At 48.7% G+C, this 13,463-nt stretch carries 10 protein-coding genes; 8 read left to right on the forward strand and 2 right to left on the reverse strand.

Annotated features, from left to right (window positions below):
* Positions 1-210: 210 nt before the first annotated feature.
* The 3 genes from AYY16_RS02495 to fliZ all read left to right on the forward strand — a co-directional run bounded on the left by AYY16_RS02495 (position 211) and on the right by fliZ (position 2,990).
* Complete coding sequence (locus AYY16_RS02495) at positions 211-1,359, forward strand: FliC/FljB family flagellin (RefSeq protein WP_067361649.1); 1,149 nt, start codon at positions 211-213, stop codon at positions 1,357-1,359.
* Between the two features lie 335 nt (positions 1,360-1,694).
* Positions 1,695-2,417, forward strand: a complete 723-nt coding sequence (locus tag AYY16_RS02500) for an RNA polymerase sigma factor FliA (RefSeq protein WP_067361652.1) — start codon at positions 1,695-1,697, stop codon at positions 2,415-2,417.
* Positions 2,418-2,474: 57 nt separating this feature from the next.
* Positions 2,475-2,990 (forward strand): flagella biosynthesis regulatory protein FliZ, encoded by a 516-nt coding sequence (gene fliZ, locus AYY16_RS02505; protein ID WP_067361655.1) that lies wholly within the window; start codon positions 2,475-2,477, stop codon positions 2,988-2,990.
* Positions 2,991-3,248: 258 nt separating this feature from the next.
* On the opposite strand, the gene putA is transcribed toward fliZ, so the two are convergent.
* Positions 3,249-7,220 (reverse strand): trifunctional transcriptional regulator/proline dehydrogenase/L-glutamate gamma-semialdehyde dehydrogenase, encoded by a 3,972-nt coding sequence (gene putA, locus AYY16_RS02510; RefSeq protein WP_067361658.1) that lies wholly within the window; start codon positions 7,218-7,220, stop codon positions 3,249-3,251.
* A 566-nt stretch (positions 7,221-7,786) separates the two neighbouring features.
* On the opposite strand from putA, the gene putP reads away from it, so the two are divergent.
* Positions 7,787-9,274, forward strand: a complete 1,488-nt coding sequence (putP, locus tag AYY16_RS02515) for a sodium/proline symporter PutP (protein ID WP_067364564.1) — start codon at positions 7,787-7,789, stop codon at positions 9,272-9,274.
* Positions 9,275-9,329: 55 nt separating this feature from the next.
* Here putP and cycA read toward each other — a convergent pair whose 3' ends face one another.
* Entirely contained in the window at positions 9,330-10,913 is a 1,584-nt protein-coding gene (gene cycA / locus AYY16_RS02520) for a D-serine/D-alanine/glycine transporter (RefSeq protein WP_235846189.1), read from the reverse strand.
* A gap of 373 nt (positions 10,914-11,286) precedes the next feature.
* Between cycA and AYY16_RS02525 the strand changes: the two genes are divergently transcribed.
* The 4 genes from AYY16_RS02525 to AYY16_RS02540 all read left to right on the forward strand — a co-directional run bounded on the left by AYY16_RS02525 (position 11,287) and on the right by AYY16_RS02540 (position 13,461).
* Positions 11,287-11,502 carry a YccJ family protein gene (locus tag AYY16_RS02525; protein WP_067361661.1) on the forward strand — a complete coding sequence of 72 codons (216 nt, stop codon included), beginning with the start codon at positions 11,287-11,289 and terminating at the stop codon, positions 11,500-11,502.
* Positions 11,503-11,702: 200 nt separating this feature from the next.
* Complete coding sequence (locus tag AYY16_RS02530; protein WP_235846190.1) at positions 11,703-12,686, forward strand: YeeE/YedE family protein; 984 nt, start codon at positions 11,703-11,705, stop codon at positions 12,684-12,686.
* A gap of 16 nt (positions 12,687-12,702) precedes the next feature.
* The gene (locus AYY16_RS02535; RefSeq protein WP_067361668.1) at positions 12,703-12,930 is read left to right on the forward strand and encodes a sulfurtransferase TusA family protein; all 228 of its coding nucleotides are present in this window, start codon (positions 12,703-12,705) and stop codon (positions 12,928-12,930) included.
* A gap of 75 nt (positions 12,931-13,005) precedes the next feature.
* Positions 13,006-13,461: a PPC domain-containing DNA-binding protein gene (locus tag AYY16_RS02540; protein WP_067361674.1), complete on the forward strand. Its 456-nt coding sequence runs from the start codon at positions 13,006-13,008 to the stop codon at positions 13,459-13,461.
* The last annotated feature ends 2 nt before the right edge of the window (positions 13,462-13,463 follow it).

The following is a 13,463-nucleotide window of genomic DNA, read 5'->3' on the forward strand; positions in this document are numbered from 1 at the left end:
AAGCATTCCTCTGTTTTAATGTTTCGCCGGAACCTCTGTTCCGGCTTTTTTTTATGCCTGCTGATAAATTTTCCCCGACGATTTTCTAAAAATATTTACTAAAAAAACTAAAGTGACCTGTCCGGGTGCCGATAGTGTTATTACTGGCGAAAATCAGAAACCCAAACAGATAAACGCTGTTTATTATTTTCAATAACAAGGACATATATCATGGCACAGGTTATCAACACTAACGTTCTTTCTCTGACTACTCAGAACAACTTAAACCGTTCACAGGGCGTACTGGGTTCTGCAATCGAGCGTCTGTCTTCAGGTTCACGCATCAACAGTGCAAAAGACGATGCAGCAGGCCAGGCAATTGCCAACCGCTTCACTTCAAACGTTAAAGGTCTGACTCAGGCTGCACGTAATGCTAACGACGGTATCTCTATCGCACAGACCGCTGAAGGCGCTGTTAACGAAATCAACGACAACTTACAGCGTGTTCGTGAGCTGACTGTTCAGGCGCAAAACGGGACTAACTCCAAGAGCGACATCGAGTCAATCAATAAAGAAGTTAAAGCCCGTATGGACGAAATCAACCGTATCTCTGAACAAACTCAGTTCAATGGCGTGAAAGTACTGAGCAAAGATACTTCAATGAAAGTTCAGGTGGGTACTAACGATTCAGAAACTATCGATATCAACCTGAAAAAAATCGACAGCGAAGTATTAGGTCTGACCGGTTTTGATGCAAGCAGCGTTAAATTCGGTAAAACTCTGTCAGCAGATGATTTTGCTGCTGATCTGAAAGGTACTGCTAAAGACGACACTGCCGGTAAAGCTGTTGCTCAGACCGCTCTTGATGGTCTGAAGTTCGGTGGTAAAGACATTGAAGGTGCTAAAGTTTCTTACCAGATCAAAGCTGATGGTACAGAAGATAAAGGCAATGTCTTCATTCAGGGTAAAGTAGATGGTAAAGATGTTACGCTGAAAGCAAGCGTGACAGCAACTGCTGCCAGCGGTGTTGATGGTGCAACTGCTGCGACATTAGTTTTTGGTGCTCCTGCTGCGTTAAGCGCCACTGAACAAGAAGCACTTGATGCTAAAGGTCCTCTGGGTACTTTAGACAAAGCACTGGCAACAGTTGACAGCCTGCGTTCAGACCTGGGTGCTATCCAGAACCGTATGCAGTCTACCATCAACAACCTGAACAACTCTGTTAACAACCTGAGCGCTGCACGCAGCCGTATCGAAGATGCAGACTTCGCAGTTGAAGTGTCTAACATGAGCCGTGGTCAGATCCTGCAACAAGCAGGTACTGCTGTGTTAGCACAGGCAAACCAGATCCCTAACGGCGTTCTGAGCCTGTTACGTTAATATACGTCTATATACGTAATAGCGTTAACATATTTGAAAGGTCAGAATATTCTGACCTTTTTTTTATGGCTGTTACCCATAACAGAACAAATAATGCTCTAATTATTTGTTTTTTTTATTCTATCAATGAACATATATTTTTCTTTTTATCATATAAAATAACCGTGATTTTGAAAAAAAAGATGCTAAATATGAAAGAGAGTATTGCTATTTGTTAATGAGGTGATTTAGGATAAGGCAAATAAGGCGTGATTTACCTCACTACTCACCGGATTGAATTCTTTTTCGGGCACGATAATAAAAGCCTTTCATGAAACTCGAAGGGTTTTCAGGTTGTGAGTGATTTGTATACCGCCGAAGGTGTTATCAACAAAAATAGCCTGTGGGAACGTTATTATCCCCTTATCCGGCACGAAGCCCTGAAATTGCAGGTAAGATTACCGGCAAGCGTTGATATTGACGACTTAATTCAGGCCGGGGGTATCGGCTTACTGCATGCGGTTGAACGGTTTGACGCCATGCAGGGCGCGACATTTGCGACCTACGCGGTACAACGGGTTCGTGGTGCAATGCTGGATGAATTGCGGGGAAGAGATTGGGCACCCCGCAGTGTGCGCCGTCAGGCGCGGGAAATAACGAAAGCGGTGCGTGCATTAGAGCAGTCATTAGGGCGCACTGCCACCGAACAGGAGATTGCTGACTCATTAGAGATGGATATAGCGGAATATCGTCAGGTGTTAACTGACACTAATAACAGCCAGCTATTTTCCTATGATGAGTGGCACGAGATCCACGGCGAGAGTTGCGAACCCGTCCGTGATGATGAAGACGGGGGAAACCCGCTCGGTTTGTTGGTAGACGAAAGTTTGCGTCACCAGGTGGTTGAGGCGATAAAACAACTACCTGAACGTGAAAAACTGGTTTTGACTCTTTACTATCAGGAAGAGCTGAACCTTAAGGAGATAGGCGCAGTGCTGGACGTAGGGGAATCCCGCGTCAGCCAGTTACACAGCCAGGCAATAAAAAGGCTGCGGGCCCGCTTAAAATCCATGAAGTAACTTTGACTTTATCTTTGATTTATTTTATTAGACTAGACTACACAAGGCGCCAGAATTATGTCTGTTTCAAAACAAAAGAAACGGCCTGTAAGCCGTTATATTAAAGATTTTAAACATAGCCAGACCCACTGCAGTCACTGCCAGAAAACCCTCGACCGCATTTCACTGGTCTTTAATGGTCAATTGATCAATAAAGAAGCCATTTCTGAAATGACGGATATGATCGATGATACTATCTGGATGGGATTACAGGACAAATTTGTGGCACTGTGCCGTTTTTGCAGCGAAATTTACTGCAACAGTGCGACAGATTACTTCGATATTATGGCATTTAAACAGTATCTGTTTGAAGAGACTGAAATGAGCCACAGCACCGTACGCGAATATGTTGTCCGCTTACGCCGCCTCGACGAACTGCTTTCCTCGAAAGCGTTCCCGACCACCACTGCATTTTCAACTGAAATTATTCAGGCACAGCTGAGTGAAGATTTATCTGACTCCGCACTGAGTAACTACAATATTGCACTGCGCAAGTACGAACAGTATCTGCACTGGCAGGGCAAAGGGCACTGAGTTACAGAGCCTGACTTTTTTTTATCTTTAACAGATAGAACAAAGGGGACATTCGTTCCCTTTTTCCGTTTTTATACCCTTATTCATTCAAGCTGCAGGTGCGTTGGCTTCGCTCAGCCAGTCGGGTCACATACTCATGTATGCTCCCCGGCGGTCTGAGTTTGCCGCCTTCCTGCATCCTGAATGACGTTGGGTATACATGCATCCCGAATTATTCAGAGTGTATATTTTTATTTTAAATCAATTGGTTATTGTTGGTCAGCCAATGGTCATCAGGCTGGCATTTCCGCCTGCGGCTGCGGTATTCACACTGACAGCCCGTTCATGCATTAACAACATCAGCGGAATATGTGTTTCTCCGTGGCTTAAACCGGCAACCGGGATAATTGCCCCCGGGCGCGATGCAATTTCCCGGTTCACTGCCAGCAGCTTGTCACTGTCTCCGTGGAAAATAACCCCGTTAAATTCAACAGATTCAGCTGCCCAATCCGCTGCCAGTGTTACCTGAGAGCGGACAGCATCCGGCAACCGGTTATACAGTGCGCGGGTGTGATCCGTGTCCGCAAAGAGCTGGCGGCAGCCGGTGGCAAGTGTCGCACCCAGTTGCAGCAATGCATCATGTTCTGTGTCATTTAACCCGAGAATGGTACCGCGCGGCAGCAGATGATAACTGTTGCGCTCGCCGGTCGGTCCCGGTAACAGGCGGCAGGTTCCGGCTTGTGAGAGTGTGCCATAGCGGGTGATTGCGGGCAGAACATCATCGCTGTGTTGTGATTGCAGCCAGGCACAGAATGCATTGAACGGCACCTGTAACTGTGTGTGCAGAGTGACATCCGGCGCGGTACTGTTATCAATTTCTGCCAGGGCATTCATCACGGAATCATCGGGTTGTTCCGCAAGCAGGCGGTGGAGATAGAGCGGTCCGCCGGCTTTCGGCCCGGTGCCGGAAAGTCCCTCGCCGCCGAATGGCTGAACGCCGACCACTGCGCCGACAATGTTGCGGTTCACATAAATATTCCCGGCATCAATCTGCTGTATCAGTTGTGTGATAGTTTCATCTATTCGCGTATGAATTCCGAATGTCAGCCCGTAACCACCGGCATTAATTTTCGCCGTCAGGTCAGCCAGACTGTCACGCGGATAGCGCACCACATGCAGCACCGGACCAAAAATTTCCTGCGTCAGTTCGGTTACATCATCCAGCTCAATCAGTGTCGGAGGAATAAAGGTGCCGTTCAGTAATTGCGGCAAACCGGCATCCATGGCGAATGCTGCCTGATACACCGGTTTACCTCTGCTGCGCATCAGCTGAATATGCTGACGGATACTGTTATGTGCCTCTTCATCAATCACCGGACCGATATCGGTTGCGAGTATTTCCGGGTTTCCTGCCCGGCATTCTGCCATCGCACCTTTGAGCATGGTGATGGTGCGATCAGCCACATCTTCCTGAATGCAGAGCAGGCGCAGCGCCGAACAGCGCTGTCCGGCACTGTCAAACGCTGAACTTATCACATCAGTGACAACCTGTTCGGTCAGCGCGGAGGAATCCACAATCATGGCATTCAGCCCGCCGGTTTCTGCGATCAGCGGGATAACCTGACCTTCTGTGCAGAGCCGTGCCGCCAGGTTGCGCTGCAAAATTTTTGCAACCGCGGTCGATCCGGTAAACATTACGCCGCGAACACGCGGGTCACATACCAACTGGTTGCCGGTGGTTTCACCCTCTCCCGGCAGCAGTTGCAGAACATCACGCGGCACACCGGCCTGATGCAGCAATCCGACGGCAACAGAGGCTATCAGTGGTGTCTGCTCTGCCGGTTTTGCCAGTACCGGGTTTCCGGCGGCAAGGGCGGCGGCTATCTGCCCGGTAAAAATGGCCAGCGGGAAGTTCCACGGACTGATACAGACCACAGGTCCCAGCGGGCGGTGGGTATCATTGGCAAAATGTGTCCGCACTTGTGCGGCATAATAATTGAGGAAATCAACTGCTTCGCGGACTTCGGCGATGGCATTGGCGTAGGTTTTCCCGGCTTCGCGCACCAGAATGCCCAGCAGTGGCTGAAGTTCTGCTTCCATAAGCTGTGCCGCTTTGCACAGAATTGCTGCGCGATCTTCCGCCGGAGTCGCAAACCAAATACCGGCGGCTTGTTCAGCCGTGGCAAGCGCGCTGTCGACCTCATCTTCTGCGCAAGGGCGTACATGCCCGACAATATCATTATGATCGGCGGGATTTCTGACCGGCAGCCGGTCAACCGGGGATGCAGATACAAAATCACTGCCGGTAAGCGGCTCACAATAAAGTGTGTCACCGGCGCGGCTGAGCAGGGCGCAGGAGAGTGACGCCAGGCGGTGCTCGTTACTCAGATCAAGACCGGCGGCATTGACCCGTGAATTGCCGAATAACTGACGCGGCAGCGGAATTTTAGGGTGAGGCAGACCAACCGCGCCCTCTTTTTCCGCTACAGACAGAACCTCCCTCACCGGGTCTTCCACCAGGGTTTCCAGCGGAATATTGCCGTCAGCTATCCGGTTAACAAACGAGGTATTCGCGCCATTTTCCAGCAGGCGGCGCACCAGATACGCCAGCAGTGTTTCATGAGTTCCGACCGGTGCATACACGCGGCACGGTCGGTTCAGTTTGCCATCAGCGATTTTCCCGACCACCTGCTCATACAGTGGCTCACCCATACCGTGAAGGCACTGAAATTCATATTGTCCCGGATAGTAATTATTACCCGCCAGATGATAAATGGCAGACAATGTATGTGCATTATGTGTGGCAAACTGCGGATAAATCAGATTCGGTACAGACAGCAGCTTGCGTGCGCAGGCGAGATACGAGATATCCGTATAAACCTTGCGGGTATAAACCGGGTATCCCTCTAATCCGTCCACCTGGGCGCGTTTGATTTCGCTGTCCCAGTATGCCCCTTTTACCAGACGGATCATCAGGCGGCGCTGGCTGCGTGAAGCGAGATCAATAAGATAATCCACGACTGCCGGGCAGCGTTTCTGATACGCCTGGATAACAAAACCGATCCCGTTCCAGCCCGCCAGTTGCGGGTCAAAGCAGAGTTTTTCCAGCAAATCGAGGGAGATCTCCAGCCGGTCAGCTTCTTCGGCATCAATATTAATCCCGATATCATACTGGCGCGCCATCAGCACCAGGCTCAGCAGGCGCGGGTACAATTCATCCATCACCCGGTCATACTGTGCGCGGCTGTAACGCGGATGCAGGGCGGAGAGTTTAATCGAAATTCCCGGTCCCTCATAAATTCCGCGCCCGCCCGATGCTTTGCCGATAGCATTGATAGCCTGCTGATAAGAAAGAAGATAGGCCTGCGCATCTGCTTCTGTTAGTGCGGCTTCACCCAGCATGTCATAAGAGTAGCGGAACCCGCGGGCTTCATTTTTGCGGGCATTAGCCAGCGCTTGTGCGATCGTTTCGCCGGTGACAAACTGCTCGCCCATCAGGCGCATTGCCATATCCACGCCCTTGCGCACCAGCGGTTCACCGCTTTTGCTCAGGATCCGGTTAAGGGAGCGGGACAGCCCGGCTTCATTGTGTGTCGCCACCAGTTTGCCGGTAAACAGCAATCCCCAGGTGGCAGCATTTACAAACATGGATTTGCTCTGCCCGAGGTGTGAATTCCAGTCTCCGGTACTGATTTTATCGCGGATAAGCGCATCACGCGTGGCTTTATCAGGAATACGCAGCAGAGCTTCCGCCAGGCACATCAGCGCGATCCCCTCCTGAGAGGAGAGTGAAAATTCCTGTAATAATCCCTGCACCAGACCGGCGCGCCCGCTGCTGTTTTTCTGGTTGCGCAGTTTTTCAGCCAGCCCGTAAGCCAGTTTATAAGCTGCCTGCGCCTGTTCCGGGGACAACTGTGCCGGAGGGAGCAGCATAGACACGGCTTCCGGCTCCGGTGTCCGGTAGGCGGAGGTGATGGCTGCCCGTTTTACCGACTGCGGCAGAATATCCCCGGCAAATTCAAGAAATGGCTGATAAGCAACCGGGTGTGCTGTCAGTTCTGCTTCATCCCCGGATGCATTAACTCCGGGTTCAGGTAGTTTACTTTCCGGCTGAGCACTGAGCTGCGCGAGATACTCAAAAATGGCTTGTTTGATAAGCCAGTGCGGGGTCCGGTCAATCTTTTGTGCCGCCAGTTTAATCTGCCCGCGGGTTTCATCATCCAGCCTTACACCCATTGTGGTACTCGCCATGTTCACTCCTCATAAGCAGCGTTGTATCTAAGTTACGTATCAATATCCGGCAAGTTGCAACTTTGTGCAACGTTGTTAAATAAAAGAATACCTAAAGTGTGAATAATATCGCTGTTTAATACCATTAATATGAAGTGATTAATAAATAACCCGTACTGGTTAAAATAAAATCATTATATAACAATGGTGTATTGGTTATTTAAAGGCGTATAATGATTAAATCAAGTGATTAATATCATCGTAAACGGATGATCACTCTCGTGATGAAAGTCACGAATTTTCACTTCAGTATCGTTAATTAATTGTTATTTTATTGTTGTTGTCGTTACTATTAAACGGAACACAACACATTACCGGCAGATAAAAAAATAATGATTAACGGGGCATTATCTGTGCCGGCAGGAGAGAGCAGCCACTATGTGCAACACAGTAATACCAGTACAACATAGTGATACTCTGCTTCTCCTGCGGGTGTGATGCCATCATGCAGCGGGCAGGAGAGCCTGTACACGCAATGCTGATGTAATGACGGATTATAAATTCAGTACAGGAACTCAACTATGAATATGACACTGACAACACCGTTGCTGGTGACATTTATTGTCTACATCTTCGGTATGCTGTTTATCGGCTATATGGCTTACCGCTCCACCACCACATTTGATGACTATATTCTCGGCGGTCGCCGGATGGGCAGTTTTGTTACCGCATTATCGGCAGGCGCGTCAGATATGAGTGGCTGGCTGCTGATGGGCTTGCCGGGCGTGGTTTTTTTCTCCGGTATTTCAGAATCCTGGATTGCTATAGGTCTGTGTCTGGGCGCGTGGCTGAACTGGCGGATTGTCGCCGGACGCCTGCGGTTACAGACAGAGGTAAACAATGCGCTGACACTGCCGGATTATTTCACTCAGCGTTTTGAGGACAAAAGCCGCATCCTGCGTATTGTGTCCGCTGCCGTGATCTTAATCTTTTTCACGATTTACTGCGCGTCCGGCATTGTGGCGGGTGGTCTGCTGTTTGAAAGCACCTTTGGCATCAGCTATGAAAAAGCCATGTGGATCGGGGCGGGTGCGACAATCGCATACACGTTCCTCGGTGGTTTTCTTGCCGTAAGCTGGACGGACACGGTTCAGGCAACACTGATGATTTTTGCCCTGATCCTGACCCCCGTTATGGTGGTTGTTTCTGTCGGCGGGTTTGACACCGCGCTGGCGATTATTGAAGCAAAAAGCCCGGCGTATGTGGATATGTTCCGCGGGCTGGATGTTATCGCGATAATTTCTCTGCTCGGCTGGGGGCTGGGATATTTCGGGCAGCCACATATTCTGGCGCGTTTTATGGCGGCGGATTCACACCATACCATCCGCAGCGCACGCCGTATCAGTATGACCTGGATGGTGCTCTGTCTGCTCGGAACAGTCTGTGTGGGGTTCTTCGGGATCGCCTTTTTCGAGCAAAATCCGTCGCTTGCCGGTGCGGTAACTGAAAACCGTGAGCGCATCTTTATGAGCCTGACAGCTATCCTGTTTAATCCGTGGATAGCCGGTATTCTGTTGTCCGCTATTCTTGCGGCGGTAATGAGTACGCTGAGCTGTCAGTTACTGGTCAGTGCCAGTGCGCTGACAGAAGATATCTATAAGCCGTTCTTCCGTAAAAATGCTTCACAAAAAGAGATGGTGATGGTCGGGCGCATTATGGTGCTGGTGATCGCGGTGATTGCCATCTATATCGCCAGCGACAAAGACAATAAAGTGCTCGGGTTAGTGAGTAACGCATGGGCCGGGTTCGGTGCCGCATTCGGACCGGTTGTGCTGTTCTCGGTTATCTGGCAGCGCATGACCCGCAACGGTGCACTGGCGGGCATGTTTACCGGTGCCGTTACCGTTCTTCTCTGGATGGAATATAAATGGTTTGATTTATATGAAATTATTCCGGGCTTTATCCTGGCGGTGATTGCAATAGTGGTTGTCAGTCTGGCAGGAAAAGCACCGGGTAAAACAGCGCAGGAGCGGTTTGCTCAGGCGGAGAAGCGGTATCTTGGTCATGCAGAATAAGCGTACCCTTATTCATTCAAACTGCAGGTTCGTTGGCGGTACTCAGCTAGCCGGGTCACATACTAATGTATGCTCCCCAACTATCTTCCCTTGCCGCCTTCCTGCATCCCGAATGACGTTGGGTATAAACATTCTGTAGTATAAACATTCTGTAGTATAAAGATTTCGTAGTATAAATATTTCGTAGTATAAAAAATCCCGGCACAGTACAGACTGCGCCGGGATTTTTTTTATCGTATTTTACAGACTGCGATGTTTTTTTTACCTGCCGGTAGCCGACTGCCAGCAGCACAAACCATAACGGCGTGACGATCAGTGCCTGACGGGTATCCGGCTCCAGGGTTAACAGCACAATCACAAAAGCAAAAAACGCCAGGCAGACCCAGGGGATCCAGCGACCGAACGGCATTTTATATGCAGAGGCAAGGTGCAATTCCGGACGGCGACGGCGATAAGCCAGATAACTACACAGGATCATGCTCCAGATAAACATAAACAGGATAGCCGATACGGTTGTTACCAGGGTGAACACATGCATCACATCCGGGATAAAATAGAGCAGCACAACCCCGACAGAAAGGCAGATGCAGGTAAAAATCAACCCGGTCGCCGGAACAGCCTGTTTCGATAACTGACGAAACTGCTTTGGTGCGCTGCCCTGTTTTGATAATCCGAATAACATCCGGCTGGTGGAGAATACGCCACTGTTGGCAGATGATGCGGCGGCGGTTAATACCACAAAGTTCACCAGGCTTGCTGCCGCAGGTATTCCTATCATAATAAACAATTCAACAAACGGACTTTTATCCGCCGGAATAGAGCGCCACGGCGTTACTGACATAATAATGATCAGCGCCAGCACATAGAATGCAATGATGCGAAACGGGATAGCATTAATGGCACGGGGCAGGGCTTTGGTCGGGTCACGGGTTTCAGCTGCCGCCGTACCGACCAGTTCAATACCGACAAACGCGAATATGGCTATCTGGAACCCGGCAAAGAAGCCGATAATCCCTTTCGGGAACATACCTCCGTCAGACCAGATATTTGACAGCGCCGCCTGATGTCCTTCAGGTGACACAAAGTGCGTGCCGATAAGAAATGCGCCGATAATAATAAGTGCAACAATGGCGACAATTTTTATCATTGAAAACCAAAATTCCATCTCACCAAATAATTTCACGGTCGCAAGATTCAGGGATAACAGCAGCAGAATGCAGAGCAGGGAACTGACCCAGCGCGGAAAATCCGGCGCCCAGTGCATAATATAGCCGGTGATCGCCACCACATCGGCAATGCCGGTAATTACCCAGCAGAACCAGTAAGTCCATCCCACAAAAAAACCGGCCCAGGGACCTATCAGATCACCGGCAAAATCACTGAACGATTTATAATTAAGGTTTGAGAGAAGAATTTCGCCCATTGCCCGCATTACAAAGAACAGAACAAATCCGATAATCATATATACAAATAAAACCGAGGGACCTGCCAGCGAAATGGTTTTTCCGGATCCCATAAACAGTCCGGTGCCGATAGCCCCGCTGATAGAAATAAGCTGAATATGGCGGTTGGTCAGACTGCGTTTAAGTTCGCCCCGGGGCGCGGTTGCCGCGGGTGTGACAGGTGTATTTTCGTCCATAAAGATATCCGGTATATTAAAAAAGTAACTATTATTTTTTTTAATCCAAAAACAGGATTTTCACTAAATAGTGTGACACATTTCTCAGAGCGAGTAACGCAGAATTTTCCGGAGAATTCAGTGAGTTGATGATTTTTATTATGAACAGCATCTATTATCGCATTAGTTTTTTTTATAGGTGAATAAATAACGAAATTCCGGATTTAAGGCAGCAGGATTTATAATTTATTTAATAACATTAATGGGAAGGGCAAAATTAACAGGTGTGAGTCAGAATAGTATATTTAGGGTATTTTCCGGCTATACTCAGTCTGTTGCCGATATGTTTTTTACAGCATTTAAATCTCGGCGGATGAAACTAAGGAGCCAGACTATGAAAGACCCACATGATATTGCGGCGTGGGCAAAAGTTCGCGAAACCTCTGTTGAAATTGCACAGGCTATCTTTGAACTGGCCGGTAATGACGAAATTTTAGCAGAACAAATCTGGGAAGAGGGCTCTGATGAGGTGCTGCCACTGGCATTCTCCAAAACAGATGCGGACAGATTATACTGGGGTGAGGAAACCATTGAGAGAAAAAATGTATAATTTTTGAACCATTATCTGCCGTTTATTGCGGTGGATAGTGGTTATACCCAGGTCATAAAAATATTATTTTTGTTTTCTGTGATCTCTCATAAATAATCAAAAGATTTTTACGCTAAGATATCGCCCTTAAAGGAGCGATGTCTATGATAAGTTTATCTCATCTATCCGGTCTATTCTTAGGGGTATTACTGGGTTTTGTTATGCAGCGCGGCCGTTTTTGTCTGGCCGGTGGTCTGCGTGATCTCTATCTTTTCCGTGACAGCAGAATGCTTATTGCTATTCTGATTGTTATCTCCGTTCAGAGTATTGGTCTTTTCACCTTTTCATATTTTGGTATCGCGCAACTTCCCGGCGGGGCTTTCCCATGGCTGGCAACACTTGTCGGCGGGTTACTGTTCGGAATGGGAATGGCATTTGCCGGCTCCTGCTCAACCGGTGCATATTATCGCGCGGCAGAAGGGCTTGCCGGTAGCATTATTGCCGTTGGCGGGTTTATTGTTGCCAGTTGGCTTATCCGCCGGCCTGTGGCGAAATCTTTTTTCTCTCCGGTGACCACGCCAACACTGGATTCCGCAACTATTACTCAAACATTTAATATCCCGCCTTATATCGCGATATTTATTTTAGTGCTGCTGACCCTTGTTCTGGTAACCAGGTATCTGAATAAATTTAAATCCGTAAAAATACCGAAAATGAAAGCCCGGAAAACCGGCATTGTACATATTTTATTTGAGGCGCGCTGGCACCCGTTTATATCGGCACTGATTATCGGCATTATTGCACTGCTCGCCTGGCCTTCAAGTCTGGCGGACGGACGTGTGGGTGGATTAGGCATAAGCGGGCCGAGTGCGCAGCTATTTTCATTAATCACATCCGGTGACCTGAAATTCTTTAACTGGGCGGGATATCTTCTTATTGGTATTTTTGCAGGTGCTTTTATTGCCGCAAAAGGCAGCCGGGAATTCCGTATGCGAAGTCCGGGGGTACCAGTCATGATAAAAAGCCTGGCGGGCGGATTATTAATGGGCGTCGGCAGCGGATTAGCCGGTGGCTGTATGCTGGGAAATACCCTGGTCAATACCGCCTGGTTCTCCTGGCAGGGCTGGGCTTTTATTCCGTGCATTATCCTGGGTAGCTGGATTATCAGTTATTTTACGATTATCCGTCCTCAGAAAATAAAGTAATTAATAAGGTGAAACTATGAATACGCTGGAATTAGATACCCGCGGGCATTTGTGTCCGTTCCCGTTAATTGAAGCTAAAAAAGCCATTGAAACATTATCAACCGGTGATTTACTGGTTATTAAATATGATTGTGCGCAGGCAACTGAAAATATTCCGCGCTGGGCGGCTGAAGCGGGGCATGATGTTACTGATTTTGAACAAATCGGTGATGCACAATGGAAAATGGCAATTAAAAAAGGCTGAAAAAGCCCGGAAAAAATGGCGGCATAATAAATATAAAGATATGCCGTTAATATTGTGTATTTACAGGGATATTCAATGAAATCAACACTCACGCCTCTTTCCGGTGCGCGGTTTCTCGCACTGCGTTTATTACCCGGAGATGATGTTCTGCCGGTACTGCACCGGTATGTACAACAGCATCATCTGCAATCCGCTTTTATTGCCGGGTGTGTCGGCAGCCTGACCGATGTCGCACTGCGCTTTGCCGGGCAGGAAAAAACCGATTATCTGACCGGGAAATTCGAAATTGTCTCACTGATCGGCACGCTGGATGCACAGGGTGAGCACCTGCATCTGTGTGTATCCGATGAAAACGGGCACACTCGTGGCGGGCATATGATGCCGGGCTGTACGGTACGCACCACACTTGAGTTAATTATCGGCGAACTGGAGCAGGTGGTTTTCACGCGTGAAATGTGCGCGTACTCAGGGTATGAAGAGCTGGTGGTAACACCAAAAACAAAAACATCATCAACTAACTGTGATCAATAAAG

The sequence above is a fragment of the Morganella psychrotolerans genome (assembly GCF_001676155.1).
In the GTDB taxonomy this organism is placed as follows: Bacteria; Pseudomonadota; Gammaproteobacteria; order Enterobacterales; family Enterobacteriaceae; genus Morganella; species Morganella psychrotolerans.